Origin of the sequence: Corynebacterium imitans (genome assembly GCF_000739455.1) — a bacterium.
In the GTDB taxonomy this organism is placed as follows: domain Bacteria; phylum Actinomycetota; class Actinomycetes; order Mycobacteriales; family Mycobacteriaceae; genus Corynebacterium; species Corynebacterium imitans.
In genome coordinates, this window is sequence record NZ_CP009211.1 from 859,855 (window position 1) to 885,023 (window position 25,169).

The 25,169-nt window shown below is 63.0% G+C and carries 24 protein-coding genes and 2 pseudogenes; 14 read left to right on the forward strand and 12 right to left on the reverse strand.

Annotated elements, in window-relative coordinates; translation table 11 throughout:
* Positions 1 to 101: 101 nt before the first annotated feature.
* The 3 genes from CIMIT_RS12560 to glpX all read right to left on the reverse strand — a co-directional run bounded on the left by CIMIT_RS12560 (position 102) and on the right by glpX (position 3,110).
* Positions 102 to 575: a hypothetical protein gene (locus CIMIT_RS12560; RefSeq protein WP_144311808.1), complete on the reverse strand. Its 474-nt coding sequence runs from the start codon at positions 573 to 575 to the stop codon at positions 102 to 104.
* A gap of 52 nt (positions 576 to 627) precedes the next feature.
* A complete protein-coding gene (locus tag CIMIT_RS03950) occupies positions 628 to 2,028 on the reverse strand; it encodes a class II fumarate hydratase (protein WP_038589478.1) in 1,401 nt (466 codons plus the stop codon).
* A 62-nt stretch (positions 2,029 to 2,090) separates the two neighbouring features.
* Positions 2,091 to 3,110, reverse strand: a complete 1,020-nt coding sequence (gene glpX, locus CIMIT_RS03955; RefSeq protein ID WP_038589481.1) for a class II fructose-bisphosphatase — start codon at positions 3,108 to 3,110, stop codon at positions 2,091 to 2,093.
* Between the two features lie 211 nt (positions 3,111 to 3,321).
* Here glpX and CIMIT_RS03960 point away from each other — a divergent pair, with 211 nt between their 5' ends.
* Positions 3,322 to 3,891 carry a DUF4245 domain-containing protein gene (locus CIMIT_RS03960; RefSeq protein WP_038589484.1) on the forward strand — a complete coding sequence of 190 codons (570 nt, stop codon included), beginning with the start codon at positions 3,322 to 3,324 and terminating at the stop codon, positions 3,889 to 3,891.
* Here the strand turns inward: CIMIT_RS03960 and CIMIT_RS03965 are convergent.
* Positions 3,875 to 4,135 carry an exodeoxyribonuclease VII small subunit gene (locus CIMIT_RS03965; RefSeq protein ID WP_038589487.1) on the reverse strand — a complete coding sequence of 87 codons (261 nt, stop codon included), beginning with the start codon at positions 4,133 to 4,135 and terminating at the stop codon, positions 3,875 to 3,877. The genes CIMIT_RS03960 and CIMIT_RS03965 overlap by 17 nt on opposite strands.
* 13 nt (positions 4,136 to 4,148) lie before the next feature.
* Entirely contained in the window at positions 4,149 to 5,402 is a 1,254-nt protein-coding gene (xseA, locus tag CIMIT_RS03970) for an exodeoxyribonuclease VII large subunit (RefSeq protein WP_038589492.1), read from the reverse strand.
* Between the two features lie 121 nt (positions 5,403 to 5,523).
* On the opposite strand from xseA, the gene CIMIT_RS03975 reads away from it, so the two are divergent.
* On the forward strand, positions 5,524 to 6,489 hold the full coding sequence (locus CIMIT_RS03975; RefSeq protein ID WP_038589497.1) for a 4-hydroxy-3-methylbut-2-enyl diphosphate reductase: 966 nt from the start codon (positions 5,524 to 5,526) through the stop codon (positions 6,487 to 6,489).
* Here CIMIT_RS03975 and CIMIT_RS03980 read toward each other — a convergent pair.
* From CIMIT_RS03980 to CIMIT_RS03990, 3 genes are read right to left on the reverse strand one after another with little or no spacing between them, the layout of a single operon-like run.
* Positions 6,486 to 7,106, reverse strand: coding sequence for a DUF6542 domain-containing protein (locus CIMIT_RS03980; RefSeq protein WP_084674262.1), 621 nt, complete (start codon positions 7,104 to 7,106; stop codon positions 6,486 to 6,488). The two genes, CIMIT_RS03975 and CIMIT_RS03980, sit on opposite strands and share 4 nt — an antisense overlap.
* An 11-nt stretch (positions 7,107 to 7,117) precedes the next feature.
* Positions 7,118 to 8,158 (reverse strand): DNA recombination protein RmuC, encoded by a 1,041-nt coding sequence (locus CIMIT_RS03985; protein WP_038589501.1) that lies wholly within the window; start codon positions 8,156 to 8,158, stop codon positions 7,118 to 7,120.
* 31 nt (positions 8,159 to 8,189) lie between these two features.
* Complete coding sequence (locus CIMIT_RS03990) at positions 8,190 to 9,563, reverse strand: AI-2E family transporter (protein ID WP_407919540.1); 1,374 nt, start codon at positions 9,561 to 9,563, stop codon at positions 8,190 to 8,192.
* Positions 9,564 to 9,650: 87 nt separating this feature from the next.
* Here CIMIT_RS03990 and ychF point away from each other — a divergent pair, with 87 nt between their 5' ends.
* The 4 genes from ychF to CIMIT_RS04010 all read left to right on the forward strand — a co-directional run bounded on the left by ychF (position 9,651) and on the right by CIMIT_RS04010 (position 13,908).
* Positions 9,651 to 10,739, forward strand: a complete 1,089-nt coding sequence (gene ychF, locus CIMIT_RS03995; protein WP_038589506.1) for a redox-regulated ATPase YchF — start codon at positions 9,651 to 9,653, stop codon at positions 10,737 to 10,739.
* Between the two features lie 31 nt (positions 10,740 to 10,770).
* Positions 10,771 to 11,175: a recombinase family protein gene (locus tag CIMIT_RS12920; RefSeq protein WP_084674263.1), complete on the forward strand. Its 405-nt coding sequence runs from the start codon at positions 10,771 to 10,773 to the stop codon at positions 11,173 to 11,175.
* A gap of 227 nt (positions 11,176 to 11,402) precedes the next feature.
* Complete coding sequence (locus tag CIMIT_RS04005; RefSeq protein WP_231910339.1) at positions 11,403 to 13,187, forward strand: hypothetical protein; 1,785 nt, start codon at positions 11,403 to 11,405, stop codon at positions 13,185 to 13,187.
* 94 nt (positions 13,188 to 13,281) lie between these two features.
* Complete coding sequence (locus CIMIT_RS04010; RefSeq protein WP_005530794.1) at positions 13,282 to 13,908, forward strand: ATP-binding cassette domain-containing protein; 627 nt, start codon at positions 13,282 to 13,284, stop codon at positions 13,906 to 13,908.
* A gap of 133 nt (positions 13,909 to 14,041) precedes the next feature.
* Here the strand turns inward: CIMIT_RS04010 and CIMIT_RS13105 are convergent.
* Positions 14,042 to 14,163: pseudogene (locus tag CIMIT_RS13105) on the reverse strand (IS3-like element IS1206 family transposase); the annotation flags it as partial.
* A gap of 527 nt (positions 14,164 to 14,690) precedes the next feature.
* Between CIMIT_RS13105 and CIMIT_RS13110 the strand changes: the two are divergent.
* The 5 genes from CIMIT_RS13110 to CIMIT_RS04030 all read left to right on the forward strand — a co-directional run bounded on the left by CIMIT_RS13110 (position 14,691) and on the right by CIMIT_RS04030 (position 17,401).
* Positions 14,691 to 14,795, forward strand: a complete 105-nt coding sequence (locus CIMIT_RS13110) for an HNH endonuclease (protein ID WP_197697018.1) — start codon at positions 14,691 to 14,693, stop codon at positions 14,793 to 14,795.
* A 16-nt stretch (positions 14,796 to 14,811) separates the two neighbouring features.
* On the forward strand, positions 14,812 to 15,384 hold the full coding sequence (locus tag CIMIT_RS04020; RefSeq protein WP_038589516.1) for a recombinase family protein: 573 nt from the start codon (positions 14,812 to 14,814) through the stop codon (positions 15,382 to 15,384).
* Positions 15,385 to 15,555: 171 nt separating this feature from the next.
* Positions 15,556 to 16,578, forward strand: coding sequence for a DUF4192 domain-containing protein (locus CIMIT_RS04025; RefSeq protein WP_038589523.1), 1,023 nt, complete (start codon positions 15,556 to 15,558; stop codon positions 16,576 to 16,578).
* Between the two features lie 162 nt (positions 16,579 to 16,740).
* Positions 16,741 to 16,884 carry a hypothetical protein gene (locus CIMIT_RS12795; RefSeq protein ID WP_005291046.1) on the forward strand — a complete coding sequence of 48 codons (144 nt, stop codon included), beginning with the start codon at positions 16,741 to 16,743 and terminating at the stop codon, positions 16,882 to 16,884.
* 91 nt (positions 16,885 to 16,975) lie between these two features.
* Positions 16,976 to 17,401 (forward strand): single-stranded DNA-binding protein, encoded by a 426-nt coding sequence (locus CIMIT_RS04030; RefSeq protein ID WP_038589530.1) that lies wholly within the window; start codon positions 16,976 to 16,978, stop codon positions 17,399 to 17,401.
* A gap of 391 nt (positions 17,402 to 17,792) precedes the next feature.
* Here CIMIT_RS04030 and CIMIT_RS04035 read toward each other — a convergent pair whose 3' ends face one another.
* Both CIMIT_RS04035 and CIMIT_RS04040 read right to left on the reverse strand, forming a co-directional pair.
* Entirely contained in the window at positions 17,793 to 19,733 is a 1,941-nt protein-coding gene (locus tag CIMIT_RS04035; RefSeq protein WP_051904783.1) for a heavy metal translocating P-type ATPase, read from the reverse strand.
* A gap of 66 nt (positions 19,734 to 19,799) precedes the next feature.
* Positions 19,800 to 20,045 carry a hypothetical protein gene (locus CIMIT_RS04040; protein ID WP_038589537.1) on the reverse strand — a complete coding sequence of 82 codons (246 nt, stop codon included), beginning with the start codon at positions 20,043 to 20,045 and terminating at the stop codon, positions 19,800 to 19,802.
* Positions 20,046 to 20,154: 109 nt separating this feature from the next.
* Between CIMIT_RS04040 and CIMIT_RS04045 the strand changes: the two genes are divergently transcribed.
* The 3 genes and pseudogenes from CIMIT_RS04045 to CIMIT_RS04050 all read left to right on the forward strand — a co-directional run bounded on the left by CIMIT_RS04045 (position 20,155) and on the right by CIMIT_RS04050 (position 22,182).
* Positions 20,155 to 20,538: an ArsR/SmtB family transcription factor gene (locus CIMIT_RS04045; RefSeq protein ID WP_051904784.1), complete on the forward strand. Its 384-nt coding sequence runs from the start codon at positions 20,155 to 20,157 to the stop codon at positions 20,536 to 20,538.
* 802 nt (positions 20,539 to 21,340) lie between these two features.
* A pseudogene (locus CIMIT_RS13115) lies at positions 21,341 to 21,478 on the forward strand (Tn3 family transposase); the annotation flags it as partial.
* Positions 21,479 to 21,531: 53 nt separating this feature from the next.
* The gene (locus CIMIT_RS04050) at positions 21,532 to 22,182 is read left to right on the forward strand and encodes a hypothetical protein (RefSeq protein WP_038589543.1); all 651 of its coding nucleotides are present in this window, start codon (positions 21,532 to 21,534) and stop codon (positions 22,180 to 22,182) included.
* Positions 22,183 to 22,860: 678 nt separating this feature from the next.
* Here CIMIT_RS04050 and CIMIT_RS04055 read toward each other — a convergent pair.
* Positions 22,861 to 24,147: a coiled-coil domain-containing protein gene (locus tag CIMIT_RS04055; RefSeq protein ID WP_231910341.1), complete on the reverse strand. Its 1,287-nt coding sequence runs from the start codon at positions 24,145 to 24,147 to the stop codon at positions 22,861 to 22,863.
* Positions 24,148 to 25,169: the final 1,022 nt, after the last annotated feature.

Sequence of the window (25,169 nt, forward strand, 5' to 3'; positions counted from 1 at the left end):
ATATTACACCCAGTGCAAAGTTTGGCAACTTGCCCGTTTATGTCTGATTTGTGTCCGGAAGACCGCGGGAAAGGACGCCGCCGGCGACGGCTTCCTCGCCTTCAACATAGGTGAGCTCGACCAGACCGGGTTCGGGCGACGCAACTTCCCAGTGGGCGTCGACAGTGTCGTCGGCCCCGGTGGTCGAGGAGCAGCGTGTGGTGAGGGGCACGTTGCGCAAGGAGTCGTCGATAAGCGCGGTGCATCCCGAGCGGGGGGTAGACCACCATTGCTGTGCCCTCGCCAAAGGTGGCAACAACGGGCCATGCCGCCTTCTGCGGCCGACGCGCGTCATCGCGCAGGTTATTGAACGTGCCGGAATACGTGCCGGCGGGGGCGATGTCTGCGGCAGGGGATAAGGGCTGTGCAGTCACGGTCACTGTCGCCGGTGGGGTATCCGCGCCCGGTTGGCTTGACCAGTACGCGCCTGCGAGCGCGACCCCGATCAGCGCGAGCGCAAGGGCGAAGATGCCGCCGACCACCCAGGGCTTGTTCGAGCCGCCGGCGTGGCGGAGCTCGGAAAAGGAATCAGGCATAGAAAAAGTCCCCAGCTTTCAAGAATTGATGCTGGGGACTTATCCTAGCGGCTTAGTTGCGGTCGGTGTTTGCCATCGACAGCACGTCGAGGCGCTTGTCCAGCTCCTCCTCGGTGAGCTTCTCGCCGTCCACGAAGCCCAAATCGATCACGGCCTGGCGAATGGTGATGCCCTCCTTGATGGCGTGCTTTGCCACCTTCGCTGCGTTCTCGTAGCCGATCGCGGAGTTCAGCGGGGTCACGATCGACGGGGAGGACTCGGCGAGCTCGCGCATGTGCTCGACGTTGGGCTCGATGCCGTCGACAAGCTTGGTGGCGAACTGGCGAGCGGTGTTTGCCAGCAGGCGGGAGGACTCGAGCACGTTGCGCGCCATCATCGGGATGAACACGTTGAGCTCGAACTGGCCCTGGGTCCCGCCGAAGGCGACTGCCGCGTCATTGCCGATGACCTGCGCGGAGACCTGCGTCGCGGTCTCGCACAGCACCGGGTTGACCTTGCCCGGCATGATGGAGGAGCCCGGCTGCAGATCCGGCAGGTGGATCTCGGCGAAGCCGGCGAGTGGGCCGGAGCCCATCAGACGGATGTCGTTGGAGATCTTGTAGAGGGAGACTGCCACGGAACGCATCGCGCCGGAGAACTCGACGAGGGCATCGCGGTTGGCCTGCGCCTCGAAGTGGTTCTTGGCCTCGGACAGCGCATCGACGCCGGTGAGCTTCACCAGCTCCTCGGTGACCTTGGCACCGAACTCGGCCGGGGTGTTGATACCGGTGCCGACGGCCGTGCCGCCGATGGCCAGCTCGCCCAGGCGACCAACGGTGGCCTGCACGCGCTCGATGCCCAGCTCGATCTGGCGGGCGTAGCCGGAGAACTCCTGGCCCAGGGTGACCGGGGTGGCGTCCATCAGGTGGGTGCGGCCGGACTTGACCACCTCGTGCCACTCATCAGCCTTGGCAGCCAGGGACTTCTGCAGTACCTCCAGGCCCGGGATGAGGTCCTGGACTGCAGCCTCGGTCGCGGCGACGTGGGTGGCGGTGGGGAAGGTGTCGTTGGAGGACTGGCCCATGTTCACGTCGTCGTTCGGGTGAACCTCAACGCCGTTTGCCTTCGCGATGGAGGCGATGACCTCGTTGGTGTTCATGTTGGACGAGGTGCCGGAACCGGTCTGGAAAACGTCGATGGGGAACTGGTCGTTGTGCTTGCCGTCGGCGATCTCCTGCGCGGCTGCGATAATCGCATCTGCCTTCTCGGCATCCAGCTTGCCCAGGTCCTTGTTCACCTGCGCACACGCCGCCTTGAGTAGGCCGAGTGCGCGGATCTGCTGGTCCTCCAGGCCGCGGCCGGAGATGGGGAAGTTCTCAACAGCGCGCTGGGTCTGCGCGCGCCACAGTGCGTCAACCGGCACCTTGACTTCGCCCATCGTGTCGTGCTCGATGCGGTACTGCTGTTCAGCCATATCTAACTTCCTTTACATGGTTGCGTAGTCGGTCACAAATATTATGCCTGTTTTGGCGCGGTCTAGTCGGAGGTTGGGTCCGAGTAGTCCACCACCGAGTACTCCTGCAGCTTGGCCAGCTTGTGCTGGGACTCCACGAAGCGCACGGTGCCGGACTTCGAGCGCATGACCAGCGAGCGGGTGGTCGCGCCGTTCTTGCGGTAGGACACGCCGCGGACCATGTCGCCGTTGGTCACGCCGGTGGCGGCGAAGTAGCAGTTGTCGGAGGCAACCAGCTCGTCGATGGTCAGCACGTGGTCCAGATCGTGGCCCGCGGCGAGCACCTTTTCGCGCTCTTCCTCGGACTGCGGGGCGAGCATGCCCTGGATGTCGCCGCCCAGGCACTTCAGGGCGCAGGCGGTGATGACACCCTCAGGGGTGCCGCCGATGCCCATCGCCATGTCGATGGAGTTGGTGTCCTGTGCGGCGGCGATGGCACCTGCCACGTCGCCGTCCATGATGAAGCGCACCTTAGCGCCGGCTTCACGGATCTCGGTGACCAGCTTCTCGTGGCGCGGGCGGTCCAGCACGACGACGGTGACCTCGTCGGGGCGCACGCCCTTCGCCTTAGCGACCGCGTGGACGTTGTACTCAACGGACTTCGTGATATCGATGTGACCGGCAGCCTCGGGGCCGACGGCGATCTTGTTCATGTAGAACGCGTCTTTCGGGTTGTACATCGAACCGCGGTCGGCCGCGGCGATGACGGAAATCGCGTTCGGGCGCCCCTCGGCCATCAGGCGGGTGCCGTCCACCGGGTCGACGGCCAGGTCCACGCGCGCGCCCTCGCCGTTGCCCACGTTTTCGCCGTTGAACAGCATCGGGGCTTCGTCCTTCTCGCCCTCGCCGATGACGATCACGCCGTCCATGTTGACGGAGTTGATCATCTTGCGCATCGCATCGACGGCCGCGCCGTCGCCCTCGTTCTTCTTGCCGCGACCAACCCAGCGGCCCGAGGCCAGCGCTGCGGCCTCTGTGACGCGAACAAGTTCCATCGCCAGATTGCGATCGGGGAAGTACTCTTCAGACTTCGACTCAGTCATCGAAATGTTGCCTCCTGCGGCTAAAAAAATCATGCATCGGTCGCGGCGGGGGTGTACGGGCACCACACCGCCCGGTTCCATTCTCGCACTTTCACGCCCGATTCAGTCGCGGATGCCCACCATTTTGGGGGAAGAGTGAGCCCAGCTGCGGGAACGTCCAAGGAGTGCGACAAATTCGGGGGTGGACGCGCGGGCGTGTCATACTGGCCGGGTGACACCTAACACGAAGATCTTCGAGGACGGCCGCAACATCGCACTCAACATGGTGCTGATTGTGGTCATCATGCTCGTTGCAGTCGGCGCGACCGGGCTGTGCACCTTCAACCCGGGCAAACCCGAGCAGGGGCCGGTGCAAGAGGTCGACGCGGCGACGTTTCTGGACTTAGAGGCCCGCGCCGTCGACTTTCCCGTGGTCTACCCGCAGGCACCGGAGGGCTGGGTGACCAACTCGGCGCGCCGCTCGATGATCGCGCAAGCGCCCGCCCCGGTCGTGGGGTGGGTCACCGCCGATGGCGGTTTCTTGCAGCTCACGCAGACTGGGGCCCCGCTTGCCGACGCCGTGCAGCAGGCAGACAGCCGCCCCCGCGAACTTACCCGTACCGAAACGGTCGACGGCACCGAGGCCCAGGTCTACACCTCGGACGCCGCGGACGTGCGCGATCTGTGGGCGCTCGATGCCGGGGATGCGCGCTTTTTGGTCACCGGCGCGGGCACCGATGAGGAGTTCCGGGCGCTGATCGCCGCGGCGCTGGCGGCTGCGCCGATTACTCCTCAGGATTAACGCTGCGGGTTTCGATGGCGGCCTCGACGCGCTGCGACGCCCCGTCGAGAAGCACTTCGCACCGCTTGGCCAAGGCCTCTCCGCGCTCCCAATACTTCAGCGACTCGTCGAGGCTCATCTGCCCGAGCTCGAGGATCTTGACTGTTTCGATGAGCTCGTCGCGCGCCTGCTCGTAGCTTAATTCCTGCGGGTCCGGGAAGGCGTTCTCGCCGGCCTCGCCCGCGCCGAAAGTGTTTTCTGCCATGGTGTGCTCCTTATTAATCTGCTGGTTGAGTGGCCATTGCGGCCGCGGTGATGGACCCGTCGCCGACGCGGATGCGCAGCTGCGAGCCGGGTGGGGATTGCTCGATGCTGGTGACCACCTCGGGCCCGCTGCCGTCGCGAGGCAAAACCTGCACGACCGCGTAGCCGCGGGCAAGCGTTGCCGACGGCCCCAGCGCTGCGACCTGGGCGCGCAGCGAGGCGACTGCCGCCTGCTCTTTCTGCAGGAGGTAGGTCACGTCGCGGCGGATCAGGCCGCGGGCCCGGTCGACCTCCTCGCGGCGGCGCGTGATGTTAGAGAGCGGGTCGGCCAGTACCGGGCGGGAACGCACCGAGGCCAGCCCGTTGCGCTCGCGCTGCACCCAGCCGCGGAGTGCTGCGACCATGCGCTCGCGCGCCTCGGTGACCAGCGCGCGCTCCTGCGCGACGTCGGGAACCACGCGCTTCGCCGCATCCGTGGGGGTCGCGGCGCGCACGTCGGCGACGTTATCGAGCACCGGGCTGTCCGGCTCGTGCCCGATCGCGGAGACGACCGGGGTAGTGGCTGCCGCCACCGCGCGCTGGAGGGCCTCCTCCGAAAAGGGCAGCAGGTCCTCGACCGAGCCGCCGCCGCGGGCGATGATGATCACGTCCACCTCCGGGTCGCGATCGAGCTGCTCGAGCGCCTTGACCACTGCGGGCACGGCGAGTGCGCCCTGGACCGGGGTGTTGATGATGGAAAACTGCACCGCCGGCCAGCGGCTCTGCGCGACCGAGAGCACGTCGCGCTCCGCGGCCGAAGCCTTGCCGGTGATCAGCCCGATCTTTTGGGGCAGGTAGGGCAGGGGCTTCTTGCGCGCCGGGTCGAACAGCCCCTCGGCGGCGAGCTGCTTGCGTAAGCGCTCGATACGCGCAAGCAGCTCGCCCTCGCCCACGTGCCGGATGTCGGTCACCCACATGGAGAAGGTGCCACGCCCGGCGTAGAAGGCCGGCTTGCCGCGCACGACGACGCGGTCGCCCTCCTTAAGCGGGGTGGGCATACCTTGCAGCAGGGCGCTGTTGACCGTCAGCTGCACGCTGACCTGCTCCTGGGTATCCCGCAGGGTGAGGTAGGACAGTTTCCAGGTCGGCTTGGCGTTGATCTGCGCGAGTTGGCCCTCCACCCAGAGCCACCCGAGCTTTTCGATCCACCCCTTGACCGTCGTGTTGAGTTTGGATACGGACCAGGGTGCTTCCGCAGTGGATGCGGGCCTGCCGCTTTCCGACGTCACATTGTCTCCTTTCTTTAGCCCAGAGGCTGTCACACAAGCTCCCGAAGGCTACTGCCGAACTTACACAGCGTGTGTGCTCGCTGCCTATTCTTTTAGACGTATTTTGGGTACTGTCGGTTCCATGACTGATCAGGGTAAAAATGTTCTTCTCGCTGCGCCCCGCGGCTACTGCGCTGGGGTGGACCGCGCAGTGGTGACCGTGGAAAAGGCGTTGGAAAAGTACGGCGCGCCCATATACGTGCGCAAAGAGATTGTGCACAACAAGTACGTGGTGGAAACGCTCCAAGAGCGGGGCGTGATCTTTGTTGAGGAAACCGACGAGGTGCCGGAAGGCGCGCACCTTGTGTTCTCCGCACACGGCATTTCCCCGGCGGTGCGCGAATCCGCGAAGGCGCGCAACCTGCTTACTCTGGACGCATCCTGCCCGCTGGTGACGAAGGTGCACAACGAGGCGAAGCGTTTCGCCCGTGACGGCTACCAGATCCTGCTCGTCGGCCACGAGGGCCACGAAGAGGTCGAGGGTACCGCGGGGGAGGCACCTGAGGTGACTCACCTGGTTGACGGGGTCGAGGGCGTAGATGCCCTGCCTGAGTCGCTGCAGGACGAGAAGCTGGTCTGGTTGTCGCAGACCACGCTGTCGGTGGACGAGACGCTGGAGATTGTGTCCAAGCTCAAGGAGCGCTTCCCACACCTGCAGGATCCGCCGAGTGATGATATTTGCTACGCCACCCAGAACCGCCAAGCTGCGGTGAAGAAGATCGCGGGCAAGTCGGACCTGGTGATCGTGGTGGGTTCGCAGAACTCCTCGAACTCGAAGCGTCTGGTCGAGGTTGCGCTCGAGGCGGGCGCGAAAGAGTCGTACTTGGTGGACTACGCTTCGCAGATCGATGAGGCGTGGCTGGAAAACGCCACGACGATTGGCGTGACCTCGGGCGCGTCGGTGCCGGAGATCCTGGTTACCGAGGTCGTGAAGTTCCTCGACGAGCGCGGCTACTCGGACGTGGAGGAGGTCACCACCACGGTGGAGACGATTACTTTCGCGCTGCCGCGTGACCTGCGCGCCCCGCGCGCGAAGGCGACGAGCTAGTCGTACAGGTTGTCGCGCAGCCCGCCGCGGTTGCGCGTGGAGCGCTCGCGCTCCTCTTTCGCCCGGTTGAGCAGCTCCTGCACGGAAACGCTGGAGGTGCGCTCCCGGGCCCTTCTGCTTTGCGACGCGGCGCGGCGGTTACTCTCCGCCACCTGGTGCCGCTCGAAAGTCTCGGTGCGGGTCCGTGCCCGGTTTTGCCGCTCGACGAGTTTGTAGCGGGCGACCGCAATGATTACCGCGCCCACCGTGACGGTGAAGAGCACGGGGAAAACCTCGGTGATGGGGTAGAACACGGCCAAAAGCGCCGCCTTGGAAGACACCCCGCCGACGGCGATTTCGCTGCGGGAGATGACGTAGCCGGTGGCCAGCACCGTGAGGAAGAGCAGGATGGGGGCGCTGGCGACGGTGAGGAAGAGACCCTTCGGGTTGACCAGGGTGGTCACCACCAGGGTGGCGATGATGAAACAGGTGAGAAGCGGCCAGCCAATCACGCCGGAATAGATGCTCAGCAGCGCGCCGGTGAACAGCGCGGCGAACAGGATGCCAATGGCAGAACCTGTCGGCAGGCCTTGGAAGGCGGCTGACGGGGCGTTGGTATTCCGGATCACGTGAGACACGTCGAGACAGTTTACCCGGCGCTATGGCGGGGGCGCGAGGTGGCAGGTGTCAGCGGGGCCGCGGCGTGGCGCCCGGTGGGCACCTCCATGTCCTCCAGCTTGCGCGCCGTGACCATCACCCGGGAATCCATGGAGGCGAGCGTGGCGTTATACGCCTCGACCGCCTTGTCCAGGGATGCGCCGACCTTGTTGTAGTGCTCGCCCATTACGCGCAGGCGGGCGTGGAGTTCGGCACCGAGGCGCTGGACCTCCTTTGCCTTCTCGTTGAGCGAGTCTTGACGCCACCCGAGCGCGACGGTGCGCAGCAGCGCGAACAGGGTGGTGGGGGTGGCGATGACGACGTCGCGGGACAGGGCGTAGTCCAAAAGTTCGGGGTCGAGGGCAAGACCTGCGTCTAGGAAGGGGTCGGCGGGCACGAACATCACCACGAACTCCGGGGTGGGCTGGAATGCCGCGATGTAGGACTTGGACGACAGCGTCTCCACGTGCCGGCGCAGCAGGTGCGCGTGCCTGCGCATGTACGCCTGCTTTTCCTCGGGGTCTTCCGTGTTGAGCGCGTCCAGGTAGGAGGAAAAGGGCACCTTGGCATCCACGACGATGTTGCGCCCCTCCGACAGCCGGATGACCATGTCGGGGCGCACGGCGGGCAGATCGCCGGTGCGCATGTGCGCCTGAACGTCGAAGTCCACGTGTTCGACCATGCCGCCGAGCTCGACAACGCGCTGGAGCTGGATCTCGCCCCAGCGGCCGCGAACCTGCGGGCTGCGCAGCGCGCCTAGAAGCTGGTCGGTGCGATCCCCGAGGCGCGCGGAGGTGCGCCCAATGGCCTGAACCTGGCTGGCGAGCGCGTTGCGGGCGACCGCCTGCTCCTTGTCGAGATCGTCGAGCTGGTCCTGCAATTGCGTGAGCGCGCGAGCGACGGGAGCGAGGTCGGTGGGCGGCGCCGGTGCCGGGGTGTTGCGTTTCAGCCAGCTCATGCCGGTGAAAAGGCCCGCGATGAAACCGATGAGGAGGCCGGTGAGCAGGGTAAGGAATGCGGTTGCGGAAGACATGTCGCCGAGTTAAGCACACCCGGCGAACACGCTAGTCCTCGCGAGGGGCGGATTCCTCGTTTTTGCCGAACATTTTGGCGAATGCGGGGTGCTCGCGGGCGTCGATAAGCTTCTTCCAGCTGCTGGAGCTTTCTTCCGTCTCCTCTGGTTCCTCGACTTCCGGCGGGGTGGTCCACTGGCGCTCCTTGCGCCATTCGCGGCGCTCGTGGACGGACTCGCGCTCCTCGATCTCCGCGATGGTGCGGCCCTCTTCGGTGACGAAGTCGAGCTCGGCGGCGCTTTTCTCGCCGGAGTGGATGCGCAGAATGTCCAGGAGATAGCGGTAGCACACGGCGATCATCGCGGCGGCAGGCACGGCGAGGAAGGCACCGATCAGCCCGAAGATGCCGCCGCCGATGGTCACGGAGACCAACACGATGACCGGGTGCAGGTTCATCGCGCGCGACTGCAGCATCGGTGAGAGCACGTTGCCCTCGAGCTGCTGGACAGCGATGACGATGGCGAGCACGATGAGTGCCTCGGTAAAGCCCAGCGAGACGAGCGCGACGAGCACCGCCAGCGCGCCGGCGGTGACCGCGCCGACGATTGGAATGAACCCGGCCATGAACGTGATGACCGCCAGGGTGAAGGCCATGGGGACGCCGACGAGGTAGATGCCGAGGCCGATAAACACGGCGTCGACAAGCGAGACGAGCGCCTGGGCGAGGATGAAACCACTGAGCGTTTCCCACGCGCGGGTGAGCAGCTCGGTGGCGTGCAGGCCGCTGCGGCCGCCGGTGGCCGAGCGGACCCAGGGCAGGAAGCGGTGGCCGTCCTTGAGGAAGAAGAAGGTGAGCACGAGCACCACCATGAGCGAGACCATCAGCCCTGCGGCCGTGCCCAGGCCGGAGAAGACGCCGCCGGCGATCGCCCCGGCTTGGTTCTGCAACCACTGGGCGACCTCGTTGATCGCCTCGCTTAGGTCGTCGGGGTCCATGTTCAGCGGCGGGCCCTGCATCCACAGCTGCATCCGCTGGATGCCTTCGAGGGCCTGCAAGTACAGGATGCGCGAGTGCGCCACGATATCCGGCGCGATCAAAAGCGCAAGTACTGAGATCAGGCCGAAGAATCCGAGTAGCGTGGTCAGCGCCGCGAGCGCGGAGGGGATGCCGTGGTTGCGCATCCAGGAGGCGATTGGCACCAGCACCGTGCAGATGATCAGCGCCAGCACGATTGGTAGGACCCCGGCCCAGAATGCGCCGATGAGGTGGCCTAGCGCGAAGAGGAAGACAGCAATGATGAGCAAACGCAGCGTCAGCATCGAGGCTGCCTTGACCCACGAATTCATCACCACGCCGCGATCCACGCGATCTGAGCGGTGCGGGGCGGTGGGAGACGATTCAGTCGTTGCCTTACTGGTACTCACTTGCACCATTGTGCCCCACTTGAGCCGGAAGCGCTCGCACCCCCTGCGTGTCGGGGTAGGCGCTCATGTGGGCTAGGATTGGCCGACGTGAGCCTTACACTTGGAATCGTCGGACTGCCCAACGTTGGCAAGTCAACCCTCTTCAACGCCCTGACGCGCAACGAGGTGCTTGCTGCCAACTACCCGTTTGCCACCATTGAGCCCAACGTGGGCCTGGTCGAGCTGCCGGACCCGCGCCTGGAGCGGCTGGCTGAGATCTTCAAATCCGAGCGGACCCTGCCCGCCACGGTGTCTTTCGTGGACATCGCCGGCATTGTGAAGGGTGCCTCCGAGGGCGAGGGCATGGGCAACGCCTTTTTGGCCAATATTCGCGAGGCGGATGCGATCTGCCAGGTCGTGCGCGCGTTTAGCGACGACAACGTGATCCACGTCGACGGCCAGATCGACCCCGCCAGCGACATCAGCGTGATCAACACCGAGCTGATCCTCGCTGACCTGCAGACCATCGAAAAGGCCCTGCCGCGCCTGGAGAAGGACGGCCGCAAGGACAAGGACATCGCCGCGCAAGCCGAGGAGGCCAAGAAGGCCCAGGCCGTGCTTGAGGACGACCGTACGCTGTTCGCCGCCTCCAAGACCGGCGACATCGACTTAGACCTGCTGCACCACCTGCACCTGATGACGGCCAAGCCGTTCCTCTACGTGTTCAACTCCGACGAGGACGTGCTTACCGACGACGCCCGCAAGCAGGAACTCCGCGAGCTCGTCGCCCCCGCCGACGCCGTCTTCCTCGACGCGCAGACCGAGACCGAGCTGCTTGAGCTTGACGACGAGGACGCGGCCGAATTGCTCGCCGCCGTCGGCCAGGACGAGCCGGGTCTGCAGACCCTGGCCAAGGCCGGCTTCGACACCCTTGGCCTGCAGACCTACCTCACCGCAGGTCCGAAGGAGGCTCGCGCCTGGACGATCCACAAGGGCGACACCGCCCCACAGGCCGCCGGCGTGATCCACTCCGACTTTGAGAAGGGCTTCATTAAGGCCGAAATCGTCGCCTTCGAGGACCTCGATGAGTTGGGCTCCATGGCCGAGGCACGTGCCCACGGCAAGGTACGCCAGGAGGGCAAGGACTACGTCATGGTTGACGGCGACGTGGTGGAGTTTCGTTTCAATGTAACCTAAATATGTAACCTAAATACGCTATGAATAGCGTATGACTACACGCGCTGCTATTTACCTCCGTATCTCGTTAGATGCTGCCATGGACGGCCTCGCCATCGACCGGCAGCGTCAGGACTGCGAAGCCCTCGCCGAGCAACGCGGCTGGGACGTCGTGCATACCTACGTCGATCAATCGATCTCTGCATCAAAGAAGGACGTGGACCGTCCCGACTACGACGCGATGGTGGCGTCCTTTGAGCGCGGCGAGATCGACGGATTCTGGAACGCTAAGGCGCGTTCTTATTTCACCGTGAATCGGTGCCATACTTCGACTGTGACCGTCAACGGCAGAACGCAACGAAGCATCAACACCCGCGGCGACCAGAAGTCGATCGCCGAGCTTTCGGCAACGAATTTGCCGGGCACTAAGGACAGCTACTACTACAACTTCTGCTAGAACTCATGCGCATTCGACCCCTAGTACTTGGGCTTTTGAGCCTACTTCTTGCTGCAGTCATCGCGACTACTGGGTGGCTGCTGACAGCCCTGGTTGACTCCACCAAGCCCTTGTCCTTAGGGGTCGAATCAACCTTTAGTCTTGACTACGTCGAGCCTAAGACTTCACTCGCGGAGGAACTTGAGTCAGACTACGCACCGACGGTAATCCGTAACTCACTGGTTTCATTGGCCGAGCAGAACGGCTACTCCATCTACCGGCTGACTGGCACCGATGACGCAAGCGGGACTTCCCACGAGGTTTTCATCCCGCTGGAGCAAAATTATCCAGCACCGGAACGCATTCCCCGGCTCAACCGGCCGGATGCCTTGAGCCAAGCGTCCAGTGAGCTTGGGTCGCTGGATTACCACGGTGACTACGTCTTGGTTCCCAAAGCAACGGGTGGCAATGCGAACCACTTCTACGAATCGGCCAGGAATGACGGGCTCAGGCTAAGCGAAAAGACGCAGTTCCTTCACCTCATCCAATCGGTCGTATTCCGCCTGCCCGCGTTGGTGGCGATCCTGTTTCTATTTGTCGTTTCCCTTTTTGCCCTGGTATTTGTTCTTCGGGTTTCCGGTCTTAGATTGGCAGCGCTGCGCACAATAAATGGCGGGCACCGCAGTCAAAAAGGCAATTGGCGGCAATGGGCCTTTGTCATCCTCCCACACCTAGTTCTCATTGGCCTTGCGAGTACATTCCTCGCCCGCCAAGGAAGCTATTCTTTTGCCTTCCTGTTCCTCAGGTTCTACGCCGCCGGGATAGGCTTGGCCCTGGCCACCACCGGTTTGGCCGTAGCCGTCACCGCCCCATTGTTGCGCCGCGCAGTAGCGCTGCTGGGGCAGCGTGCCCCCGCAGAGAAGGCGGCGGGAAAAGCGCTGAAAGTAATTTCGGTCTTTACCTGCGTGACCTTTGTAGCAGCGGGTCTTAGCTCAGCGGCTGCGCTCCGCTCCTACCAGCAGGAATCCGAGGCCCAGCAGACCTGGAAATCTCTCGCGGAGTTTGGAGCCTTGCATTTTTCAGCCAACTTCGACGGCCCTGCTGGCCGCGCGGAAGGAGGCGAGCTCTTGCCGCCCAGTGTGCAGCAGAACTTCCGCGACTTCGCGCTCAGCTGGGAACGGGAGCACGGGGCTGTCCTCAGCCATACTTTGCCGAAAGAAGCTACCGGTGTGCCGGACTCCTGCCCCGTGGCACTTGCTAACCGCCAATGGCACGATCTGCAGGATTATCAGTTCCGTCCCGGAGACGACAACCACTCGGTCGACTATTCCGCAGCCCAAGAGCATTTCGCAGCTTCCGTGGATCTGTGGGCTCAGGAATCCGGCGACCTGCTCCTTAAGTCTGCGCAAATTGGTCCGGTCAGTGCCGATCATGCGGTCGGATTCATTAGTGGAACAATGTCGGGGGAACTGGTTCCCGGCGATTGTTTTTACGTGCTTGAAACGGACGATCTATCCGGCTTCGACGCAGACTTCCTAAGCTCCACAGCTTCGAGTAAAAATTTGCTCTTCGCGGATTTCTCGGAACTGGGTCCAGAACTTACCGCTGCCGGCCTCGAAGGCTACGTCTACCCGGTACGCGCCGCCGATCGCGGTCTGGCCGAACTAGTAGCCAGCACGGCGCTGTTCTGGCTGAGTATCCTGAGCGCCCTCGGAGCTTTGCTCGCCACGCTTGCGGCCTTGATAGTCCAGACGCGCATCCAGCTCCGAGTTCACCGTCGCCTCCTGGTACTCCTCCACAGCGCTGGGCAATCACCGGACAAAACGATGTGGCGACTATTCAAAAGCCAACTGGTCAGCCTGACAGTTGTCGTCATATTGTCCGTCCTGGCTCCGCTACTGCTTCCCAACCCGTTCCTCTACACCTTCACCGCGCTAAGCTGCCTTGTCTTAATCGTCTACCTCGGTTTTGTCCGTCTCAGTATTTCTCAGCACATGTCCGCCTCCCCTAGGAGTCACAATGTCATTGGCTAGCCCCAGTCAGTCCCCCACTCTGCCGCCGGAGATTTCCACCTCTCATCTCTGTCTCGCCGCGGAGTCGACTTTTTCTGTGGGGCGCAGCACGCGGATGGTGAAGAAGTCCCTCGTGGAAAATGCAACGTTTTCCCTACCCGGGCCAGGCTTTGTCGCCATCTGTGGAGCCAGCGGTTCCGGAAAGACTTTGCTGCTCAACACCTTGGCCGGGCTCCTGCCGCCGGCGGACGGCCTCCTCCGGATAGACGGTGAGAATGCCTCCGCGTGGAGGATGAAGCGGAGGCGGAGGTTCTGGCGAGAACGCGCAGCGATAATCCACCAAGACCACGGAATCATTCCCGAACTAAGCTGCGAAGATAACCTCACCCTCGGGCTATCCAGGAAGCAATACTCCAAAGAAGAATTGCTGCACTCCCTCGGCGAAGTCGGTCTTGATGTCCCCTTCGACGGGCCGGCAGCTATTCTCAGCGGAGGCGAGCAGCAGCGGCTGGCGATCGCCCGAGCCCTGCTCCGCGGCGCGGCTTATGTGTTCGCTGACGAGCCGACCGCCTCCCTCGACCCCACTAACCGCGACCAAGTTATCGCGCTCCTGCGGCGAGCTGCGGACGGGGGCGCACTCGTTCTGGCCGCCACGCACGATGCCGCAGTTATTGCTGCTGCTGACAGCACCTTGCGCATCAATGATCGCCAGGTCACAGTCTCCGGCTCTGCGCGGGATTAAATCGCGATGCCCGCGGCCTTGGCCACCTTCCGGTACCCGGCCGCATGGTCCGCGACGCTGGCGTGGGCGTTGAGTCCGCTGGGGTTGTCGAGCACGGGCCTGACCCCCGGAAAGTAGACACGTCGGGGGTTAGCTATGCTGCTTGGGTCAGCGTAGCTGATGTGAGTGCTTCGAAGTCATTGGGGCTAGAACGTTGCACCAGGAGTGCCGTCTGCGGGTGTTGTAGCGCATGCACCACCGGAAGACTTCTTGGCGACTGATGTCGAAGTGGTCGAATTTCGTGCGCGGTGAACCCGCCCGCCAGGAGGTGCTTGAAGTCGCCCTCGACTGGATCGCTCAGCGTGACGGCGTGAGTATCGACAACTACATGGCTAAGCACCGCGATGACGACGACTGCAATGAACTGCAGACGTACTTCACCACCGTCATCGACTGGGCCGCAAGCGTGTTCAAGATGACGGACAGTTCCATGCGTGGAATCGCATGGAACAAGCTCTATGAGCAGTACGGCGACAAGGGCTACGACGCAACAGAGATGACCGCCGAAGCACGCGAGTTGCTTTCCGACTCGCAGGTTCAGTCGAAGAAGGGTATCTACGAGTACCTTCTCGGCGGCAAGAAAGAGACGCGGCTGCTTAGCGTGCGTGTCTTCACTGAGGCCGTCAAAAAGCGCGTGTACAAGCGCCAGACAGACGCCGCCGAGAAGAACGGTGTCTCGAACTGCTCGTATTGCGCCCTCGGTCACGAGGGGGGGCAAGGCGAAGATCTGGCCGCTCAAGGATATGGACGCCGATCACGTCGCCGCCTGGTCGAAGGGCGGCAAGACCGAGGAAAGCAACTGCGAGCTGCTCTGCAAGTCCCACAACCGTGCCAAAGGTAACGCATAGGAGCAGGTGACTAACCATGCTCATCGGTTACGCCCGCGTTTCCACCTCGAAGCAGGGGCAGTCACTCGACACCCAGCGCGACGCCCTGATCGACGCTGGTTGCGACCCTCAGCACATCTACTCAGACACCATCTCCGGCACGAAATGGCAACGGCCTGGCCTCGATGACGCGCTGGCGTACATGCGCCCCGACGACACGCTCGTTGTCACACGCTTGGACAGGCTCGGCCGCAGCCTCGCGGACACCGTGAACACCATCGCTGACCTCGCCGAGCGCGACATCAACGTCAAGGTGTTGGAGCCAGCGCTGGACACGTCGAAGCCCACCGACAAGGTGGTCATCAACGTCATGGCAAGTCTTGCCGAGTGGGAGCGTGACCTGCTTGTCCAGCGCACCCGTGAAGGCGTGGCGCACGCCCGCGCACAGGGCAGGGTCGCCGGCCCGAAGCCGAAGCTCAGCGCTGAGCAGGCCCAGATCGCTAAGGAGCTTATCGAGGGCGGCAAGTCCCTCAGCGCAGTAGGCAGGACATTCAACGTCTCGCGGCCGACGATCTATCGCGCTCTCAAGCGCATCGAAGCCGACGCTTAATCACAGGCTGCGTCGCTAGCGCCCGCACCCGGCAAGCGAAGCATCGGGCTGCGCTAGCGACGCTCGGCGCAGATAGGCACTGCACTGCTGGGATACGCCTGCGACCGGCAGAGCCGGGCCGAATACGGGATTGACCACGTACACCCCGTATTCGTGCAAAGGAGCACTGCAATGTCCACTCATTCCCACACGCTTGCATCCCACGGCGAGATCCTCGCGAACCTCCCCGGCATCCTCGGGTTCTACCCGAACAACTCGCTGATCCTCGCGTTCTTCGTCGACGACGAGGGCGTCGACACCGTTCGCCTCGGCCCGGTCGCACGGTTCGACCTGGACGAGGCCGTGGAGAAGCTCACCGAGAGCCGCGAGCGGTTCGCAGCGTGGGTCGATCACCTGGAACTCGATGCAGTTATCGCGTACATGATCAGCGATGACATTGCGCAACCGGTCTTCGACGAGACGGCCACGTACCTCACCAGCGGGGCAGTGCACCTACCGCCGCTGCTCGGGGTGGTGCAGGTGCCCGAGATCGTCACCGGGGCTGCGTGGTGGTCTGTGTATCAGCATCCGCTCATCGACGAGCCGCGCCACGGCGTTGTCGGCGAGGTCGCCGCATCAGCGGCGCTGCGGCAGATGCTAGAGCACACTGGCGAGCTGCCGGAGCCGAGCAAAGACGACATCGAGGCACGCCTGAACAGCACCGATCACGGCATCGACGCTGCCGAGCACGCCGACATCATCGAAGACGCGCTGGCGTATATCCCGCCCATGTTCTCCGACGTGCTGCAGCGTGAATACGAGCAGGCGGCGGCAGGAATAACCCAGCCGAGCACGCGCGCTGTTCGATCGGCGCTGAAATGTTTCACTACAAAGCGCTTGCGAGACGCGCTGCTCGCGGCGCTGCTCGATGACCCGCAGGCGGGCCTACGGTTCGCGGAGCAGGTTATGCGTGCTGTCCCGACCAGCTGGCCGGGGATGCGCGCGCAGCTCACCACCACTGTTGCCGTGCTTGCGCACGCCACAGGCCAGCCGGGGCTAGCTGGCGTGGCTGCGCAGCGAGCCACCGAGATCGGGCCAGACGAGAACTTCCCGTCGTTGGTCGCGAAGCTGACAGACATCGGCCAAGGCGAGCGGATGGTCGAACTCGTCCGCGAGGGCGCTGAGAAGACTCGCACGATCTTGTTCGCCGAGTAACACCACCTACCCCGTTGCAGCGATGCAACGGGGTTTTCTTTTTCGCTGTATCGCCGTGGCTTGCGACAATAGACACTTCAACGAGGCAGGGGAGTGGCCTTTAGACAGCAGAGCTGTCTCCAACAGACGGATTGGCCATCAATCCGAACAAGGAGGCACGTGATGCGCGACTTCATCCACACCGACCTGGAACTGCTCTACCAGCTCGCCGACGGCATCGACGGCGAGGATGCCGATCCAGGCGCAGCGCAAGAACTGCGCGACCTAGAGGCGGCAGGCACACCGCTGCCTTGGGCAGTGCTGTAACGACAGCGCAACCACCCCGCAGCAGCAAAGCCGCTGCTGAAGTACCCAAATTGCACAGCAAATCACACTCACTCACATAAGGAGAACCATCATGTCCAACCCCTTCAACAACGGCACCATCGTCGGCAACGCAGCTCGCGCACCGAAGCTGTTCGAGCACGCAAACGGCGGGGCGACGGTGAAGCTCAGCGTCTACGCGCGCAACACCTTCAAGAACAAGACCACCGGCAAGGTGGAAAGCGAGATCGTGGAGCTGACCGGCTACGTCCAGGACGCGAAGAACCCCGGCGTGTTCGGCTGCATCGGCTCCGGCGATCGCGTCGCGGTGAGCTACTCGCTGAAAACCGACGTCTACACCGACAAGGACGGTGTGAAGCACTACCCGCTGGTCGCACGCATCGACACCGTGCAGCTGATCGATTCCAAGAAGGAGTCCGCTGCTCGCGCTGCCCGTCGAGGGGGCGAAGCAGCGACTGCTGCCCTGGCTGGCGCTGAGGGCGAAGAAGTACCGTTCTAACAACGACACCCCGCAGGGAAACCTGCGGGGTTATTTTTTCAACCATTTCACGGCCTTACCCAACCGAACGCAAACATTCATGCTTAGATTGACGGGGGTTTTTTCGGTACCGGTAGGGCGGTATCGGGTACCGGGGTGGTGGTGGTTGCCGGTACCCGTTTTTTACCCCCCGGTTACGGCTTTCGGGGTTGACGTAGCCGTGTGGGGGTCGTAGGGGCCATCCTTTCTTGTTTGATGTCGTCGCGGGTTCGCATGTCTTCTCCTGTCAGGGTGAGTTTCGAGCCGTGGTTGGCGAGTAGGCCGGGATAGGCATCGAAGCGCTCGAGTGCGGCGGTTGAGCCAAGGAGTTTCGCTTCACGCAACCTTGTCTGTATGACCTTGTTGTCGCGGGCTATGCAGTTCGTTTTTGCCGGGTTTCGCCGCGGCCGGGGAGCATCATACGCAGGCCGTTGAGGATGATCAGCGCGGCGCTGCCTTCATTCAGCAGCAGTCCCGTGGTGAGGGTCATCCAGCCGGCGAGGGCCGCGATGATCAGAATGGCCACGACGGCCAGGCTGAGCGCGATGTTGATCTTGATGTTGTTCCGGGCCCGTCGGGAGAGGCGGATGGCTGCGGGGAGCCGGTCCAGTTCGTCGGCCATGAGTGCGACGTCAGCGGTTTCGAGTGCGACGTCGGTTCCGGCGGCGCCCATGGCGATGGCCAGGTCCGCGTTGGCCAGTGCGGGGGCGTCGTTGACTCCGTCGCCGACCATGGCGATAACCCCGTACCGTTCGCGCAATTCACGTACGGCGGCTGATTTGTCCTCGGGCAGCAGTTCGGCGCGGTAGTCGTCCAGACCCAGGGCATGGGCGGTGGTTTTAGCGACGGTGGCGTTGTCTCCGGTGAGCATCAGCACCCGTTCGATGCCTAGTTCGCGCAGTTCGGCGATAGTGCTGTGGGCGTCGGGGCGCAACTGGTCCGCGACCGCCAGAACGGCCAGTGGCCGGGTGTCCTCGCGCAGTACGACGGCGGTGCAGCCGTTTGCCTCGGCTCCGGCCACGGCCGCTCCGACTTGCGGGTCGGTGCGGTCCGCGTCCGAGGGCCGGCCGATGTGCATGGCTCGGCCGTCGACGACGGCCTCCATGCCGGCCCCGGGGAGGGCGCGGGCGTCCCTGGCGGTGGGGATGTCGAGGCCCCGGTCCCTGGCCCCGGCGGTGATGGCGTCGGCGATGGGGTGTTCGCTGCCGGCCTCGACGGCGGCGGCCAGTGCGAGGGCTTCCTGTTCGGTGGTGCCGCCGAACGCGGTGACCTGGGCCAGGGCAGGCCGGCCGCGGGTGAGTGTGCCGGTCTTGTCGAAGGCGACGGCCTTGATGTCGGCCAGGCGTTCGAGGTAGATGCCGCCCTTGATCAGGATGCCGTCCCGTGCTCCGCGGGCGATGGCGGTGACGACGCTGACCGGCACGGAGATGACCAGCGCGCAGGAGCAGGAGACAACAAGGATTACAAGGGCTCGATAGATGGCCTCACGCCATTCGAAGCCGAACAACGGCAGAACCAGGGCCACCAGGACCGAAAGGGCGAACATGGCGGGGGTGTAGACGGCGCTGAACCGGTCGGCGAAGCGCTCGGTGCGGCTGCGGTTAGCCTGGGCCTCCTCTACCTGTTCGATCACCCGGGCGAGGATGGTGTCGTAGTGCTCCTTGGTCACCTGGACGCGCAGCACGCCGTTGCCGTTCAGGCTTCCGCCGAAGACCTCGGTCCCGGCGGAAGCCTCCACCGGCTCGGATTCGCCGGTGACCGGGCTGGCATCGACCCACGAAGCACCCTCGGTGACGGTGCCGTCGGTGGGCAGACGCTCACCGGGGCGGACGAGGACGACATCACCGGGGTGCAGCGCCTCCACGGACACGGTTTCGGTGAAGCCCCCGGCTGTGAGCCGGTTCGCGTTCGGGGGTGCCAGCTCCAACAGCGCGCTGATGGAGCCGCGTGCCTTGTCGGTGGCGTAGGCTTCCATGGCCTCGCCCAGGCTAAAGATGACCACGAGCATCGCGGCTTCTTCGATCACCCCCAGCGCGATCGCACCGATGGCGGCCATGATCAGCAGCACGGTGATGGTCAGCTGCCTGTTGCGCACGGCGCGGATGGCGCTGCGCAGCGGGTAGGCGCCGCCGATGACGATCGTGGCCCAGAATAAGGTCAGGGCCACCGGCTCGGAGTGGATGGTCCACTCCACGGCCAGCCCCGCGGCCAGCAGCACCGCGGCTACCGCCAGGGCCACCATCTCGCTGCTCTGCCACCACCGGCGCCGGGACTGAGCGGTGAGCTGTGTTGAGGTGTCAAATTCGGCATTCATTCGGTGATTTCTTCTCTCTGTGAAACGTGAGGACATGACTCGTGAGGGTCAGCCCTCACCAGGTGATCAGGCGCGGACGGGGCGTGCCGGGCCGGCCGGCGCCAGGGACAGGCCGGCCTTCTGTGCCGCTTCAACGATGGCGCTGTCGGCCACGGTGCCGTCGTGCGTGACCAGCACGACGCCGGAGGCCAGGGCGTCGACCTTCTGCACGCCGGGCAGGGCCTCGACGGGGGCAAGGTCTCTGGAGCAGCTTACGCATCCGCCCCCGAGCGCGCGGTACTTGGAACGGACCAGCTGGATGGGTGTGTTCACGGGTGTCTCCTTCACAATGTGCAGTACTTCGACAGACTTCGAAGTCCGGCTTCCACGATACTCACACTTCGATAGTTGTCAAACTATCGAAGTATGCTAGAATGGAGGCATGTCGATCCCATCCTTGGACCCTCCTGCGCCAAGTGCGCTGGGTTACTGTACGCCGTTGTCCGGTGAGCCAATCACGGCGGCCCAGGCCGAGGCCGTCTCCCGGATGCTCAAGGCCCTGGCGGATCCGGTCCGGCTGCGGCTGATGTCCATGGTGCTCTCGCACGAGGGCGGCGAGGCATGCGCAATGTGTGACCTGACCGAGGGCTTCGACCTGGCAGTTTCGACACTCAGCCACCACCTGAAAATCCTGCACGACGCCGGGCTCGTTGACCGTGACAAGCGAGGGGTGTGGGTCTACTACAAGGCCCGCCCCGAGGCCATGGATGCTCTGCGCACCCTCTTCGGTTCCGACCTTTCCACGCCGCCGGCAGAAGCTGGTTGAGCACGCAACCGCGCGGCACCGGGTATGGGCTTGCGATGCGCGAATCAGCTCAGAAGAAAGCCGTTTGCCGCATGCTCCTAAAACGATCCTTAGCGCTACTTTGTCATGTCTAAGGGCTTTTTGGACAAGGAGTCCAACGACTTTTTGGACGGGATGTCTAAGGGCATTTTGGACATTCCCAGTAGCGGAAAGGCTGAATGGTTTTCGCTATAGAAAAACGCCGCGAGCTGGTTGCCCTCGAGTCCCCTAATGTCGACAAAGCCATCACTCCGATGGCGTCGTTCAGAAGCGCGGATGAAAGTCCAAGGCCAACTACGCGGGAGCAGCGGTGCGTGTATAGCCGCCGACGGCAGACCACCCTAAGACTCAAGGAGCACGTGCTTTAAGCCCTGGTCGCCGCCGACAGCCCCGAGATGATCTACACAGCCCCTGGCGGCGAGAGCTCTTCAGTGCGCAGCCTCCGGCAGCGGTACGCCACGGGCCGCACGGCCGGTGAGCCAACCTCACCTTGCCGAGGCAACGAAGCACGATCAAGCACGGCGAAGCACCCCGTAACTGTCCTGCTTGTGACCGCAGCACAGACCACGAGAATGATCCGCTAGAAAGTGTCCAAGAACTCCATGGATTCCGTGTCCAATAAGTCATTAGACTCCGTGTCCAAAAACTCTATAGACATAACATCCTTAGCGCTACTTTTCCGCGGAATGGTCCTCGACCCCCGCCTCGCGCGCACCGCCTGAGCAGCCTCCTACATCCGGTTGAGGATGGTCCTGCGGGACTGGGCGATCGGCCATAAAGAGCCGCAGCCATCGTTCTCTGGAGCACCGTCTACCTCGACCGCACGGTCGCCACCCTGACCAGCGACGGCGGTGACATCGACCCGGACGTCCTGCGGTTCCTCTCATCGCTGGGATGGGAACACATCAACCTCACCGGCGACTTAGATAAGTACGTCATTGCTTCTCACTATCTTCTCTGAAAGGAAGATGTATCGTGCCTGATGCCCGTGAACTGACTCGGATGCTCAAAGATTTCCGAGAATACATCCCAGCCGTAGTTGGAGCCATCGTCGTCATTGCAACCGTGATCGGTCTTCTCGTCCCAAACCTTGAAGGTGGATCCAGAAGCGCCGACGATGCCAATAACAGCGGTGCGACTAACTCGGGCACGACTAACTCGGGCACGACTAACTCGCAGGGTGATTACTCGGATCCGTCTGCTGATTGGTATTGGTACCTAACCGATGATCCTGTTAATGCCCTCCATGAGGGGATTCGGTCGGGGGTAGATTTGTACGTAGACGGGAAGTGGCATGAAAGGTCAATCCTCGCCACTGATCGGGGTTCGGCTCGAGCGTCTTTCAGGCATTATCGAGTACCAGACATCGCGAAAACGCTGCGCCTCAAGGCGACTTGGGTTGACGACATCCCGAACACAGGCGCACCTGGCCAGGTCACGATCCAGCATGAAGGGCAAACCATAGGCGAGTTCACTGTCCCGGTTGGGGAGATCGTCGAACACACTTTCGATATCCAAGGCGGAGGTATTATTAGCGTTTTCATCGCTGCTTACGACCCTTCGACTGAAGAACGAGTGCCTTCAGACGGTCTTGCACTCCTCACCCCGGTGGTTACGAACTACTGACATCAACAACGCACCGGATCAGGCCGTGAAAGAAAGCGCTGGGAGCAACACCCAGCGCTTTCTTTATGCGTGGGTCAAATCAGAGTCACAGTACGGACGCCGTGGGGGAGTAGCGACGGTACAGCTCCAAGTGCGCTGACACTTCACAGCGCATTTCACGCGCCACTTTGCTGCACATCATCCGTGCTGTTTCGTTGTGCGGTGCAGTGGCGCGTTTACTGGCTCTTCTGCTGCGCAATTCATTGCACTGCGTAGTGTCTGTGGCTGTTTATTAACACGCAGGTTGCACTGTGTATTGGGTAGCCATTCCATCGGCACGTTTACTGCGCGATGAAATGCCCCGACACTTCAATGACACGTGAATTGGGCAATAAAGTGGCTCGCCAGTCTATTGACACCTTTACTGCGCAACAGAATGACGCTGTCATTTTGCCGGCCTTTCTGCGGGCGTCTCTTCTGCGCAACACACGCGCTATTGTCCCGGCCGACGTACTGCGCACTATGTCCGCCACTTAACAGACCAATCCGCTGCGCAGCATAGTGACACTCCGCTCAGCGTGGCCCAGATTTCTTCGATTTTCGCTGAATCTCAGCGGTTTTCCCGCCGCCAATGACCGACGACGCCGACGGCACCCTATACGGCCCGCAGAAGGCCGTACAAGGCAGGGGAGAGCAGCGCTACAACCCCATACCGCCATCACGGTCACGCTGTTGTTGCTGCTGGCGGCGCTTCTCGATGCGCTCGCGTACGCGCTGCTTCGCCTCGCCCTGTTTCGTCTTGGTCTGCAGCTCGGTGAACAGCGTGTAGCGCTCAAGCAGCTCCGGGTCGCGTTGCAGTTCTTGCACCAGGAACTTCTTGTCCAGATGCTCCAACTGCTGTCCTGACTTCACCGCTTCTTCGATGATGATGGCGGCTTCATCTTCGGCATCCGCGTGCGCGTTGCGGCGGATCTGATCAGCGTCCTCGCGGGCATCCTCACGCATCGATGTAGCGTCGCGCGTGGCCTCGTCGCGGATGCTTGTGGCCTCGTTTTGTGCTTCACTGCGGATCGTCTCGGAGTCGCGCTCAGCCTGCTTATGGGCCTCGTCGGCCTTGCGAGTTATCGACTCCGCTTCGCTGCGGGCCGTGGCTGTAATCGCGCTCGCCTTGGCCCGTGCAGTCTCTTCGGCTCGTTCGAGCAGCTCGTCTGCTTGCGCTTCGGCAAGGCCCATGGTCTGCTCAGCTTTCTCGCGTGATTCACGAAGTACGCGCTCAGCAACAGCGCGGGTCTGTTCTTCGGCGTGCTGCAGCACACTTTGCGCTTTCTCGTTGGCTTCTTGGGCCTGCTTGAGTTCTTTTGCTGCCTGCTCGCGATCACGCTCGATCGCGTCCATGTCGCGCTGCACGGAGCGCTTCTTGACTTCGACATCATCCTCGCGCTTGGCGAGGTCGCGCTCCCGGTCCTGCTGCTCGGTGTAGCGGTCGAGGTTCAGCGACTCGTCGTGTCGTTCAGAGACTTCCAGCTCGACCGGATAACCCAACGAGTGCATGTGTTCACGAAGCCCTCGCTGTGCATCGATGAACTTCTGTTGGCCCGATATCTGCTTGCCCTTCTTCGGGCCGGATGTGTACCGCACCGTGGGGTCTGTGTTGTACGCGATGCCAGGGCGGCAACGCAGCGTACCGGGCTTGTCCGGATGAGGGGAGAGGGTGTCCGCCTGAAACTGGATGTGTGGCGTCGATTCGTCGAAGTTCATGTCCCCGCCGGCGACTGCGTCGATACCGCCGGGAATGAAGTTCTCGGCGAGCCAACGCATTGACTCTTCGGGGTACTTCTTTGCTTCTTCGTAGTCGCGGGCGACATAGCGCGGACGTTTCACTTCGCGCCCGTCCACCTCACTGGTGTAGTAGTCGGGGATCTCCTTGCACATCGACTTCGGCAGATACACGACGAACAGCGACGTCTCGAAACTGTTCTTCTGCACGCGCACTCCGTCCATCCGAGGCGTGTACAGCCGCCACAGGGCCGCACAGCCGCTGCCACAGGGCAGCCTTATCGAGTCGCGGCGCTACACATTTGCATCAACAGCTGCCGCTGGATCTGCTGCAGCGCTCACGCTCTGCGAAACACACGTCGCTGGTGGTGTCCGTTACATGCGCTTGCGCGCATATGGTCGCCGCGAACGTGATACGTCTGCACCGATAGTGTGCTTGTGGCACGGGCCGATATGGAGTGTGTTACTCAGGCCCGTTTCTCAACTACCCGCAGCAGCATCAACACCGCCTGGCGGCGGATGGCTCGCTGCGGGATTTGAACCCCCTGCAATGACCGCCTGACGGCGGTGCCAAAGTGCAGGGTGTGGCTGTGCGCACCACGTAGGCGATGTCGGTCTTGCCGTGCGGTTAGACACCTTGCGCTCGCAGGCTCGCTGCAGGTGTCTCGATGACGCGGGAAGACGCCGCAAGCGGCGTTTCCACCCGTCATCGGCCCTTACTTTAAGACCGACATACAACGGCTGACGCCGTATGTGGTGCGCACAGCGTGGCGACCTGCAGGTTTTGCGTAGGCACCATGTGCGCTTCGCGCATCAACGGGCCGTTTCGGGTAAGGGTCGAAGACCGCATTAAGACCCGAAACACGCAGGTCGCAGCCCCCTTCTGTGTCAAAACCCCTATATGTTTGTCGTTATAGGGGTAGAAGGGGGAAAAGGGCATAAGGGGGTGCGACGCCTCCGCTGCGCTCCGGCGCTCGGCATAGCCGAGGCACTGCACCGGGTATTACTGCTCGCTGGCGCTCGCATAACCCGGTGCCCGGCGCTGGCGCGCCGCCCCCTACAGCCCCAGTCTCAGACCTCGCTCGCTCGGTCTGGCTGGTGCTGTCTTGCCCTCCGCTTGCGCTCCGGCCAAGATGCCCAATAGTGCAGCTGGCGCTGCACCTTGTGTGATGACCCATGCTCCGCATCACGACACTGCCGGCAATCCGATATATCCCGTCGATATGTATTCG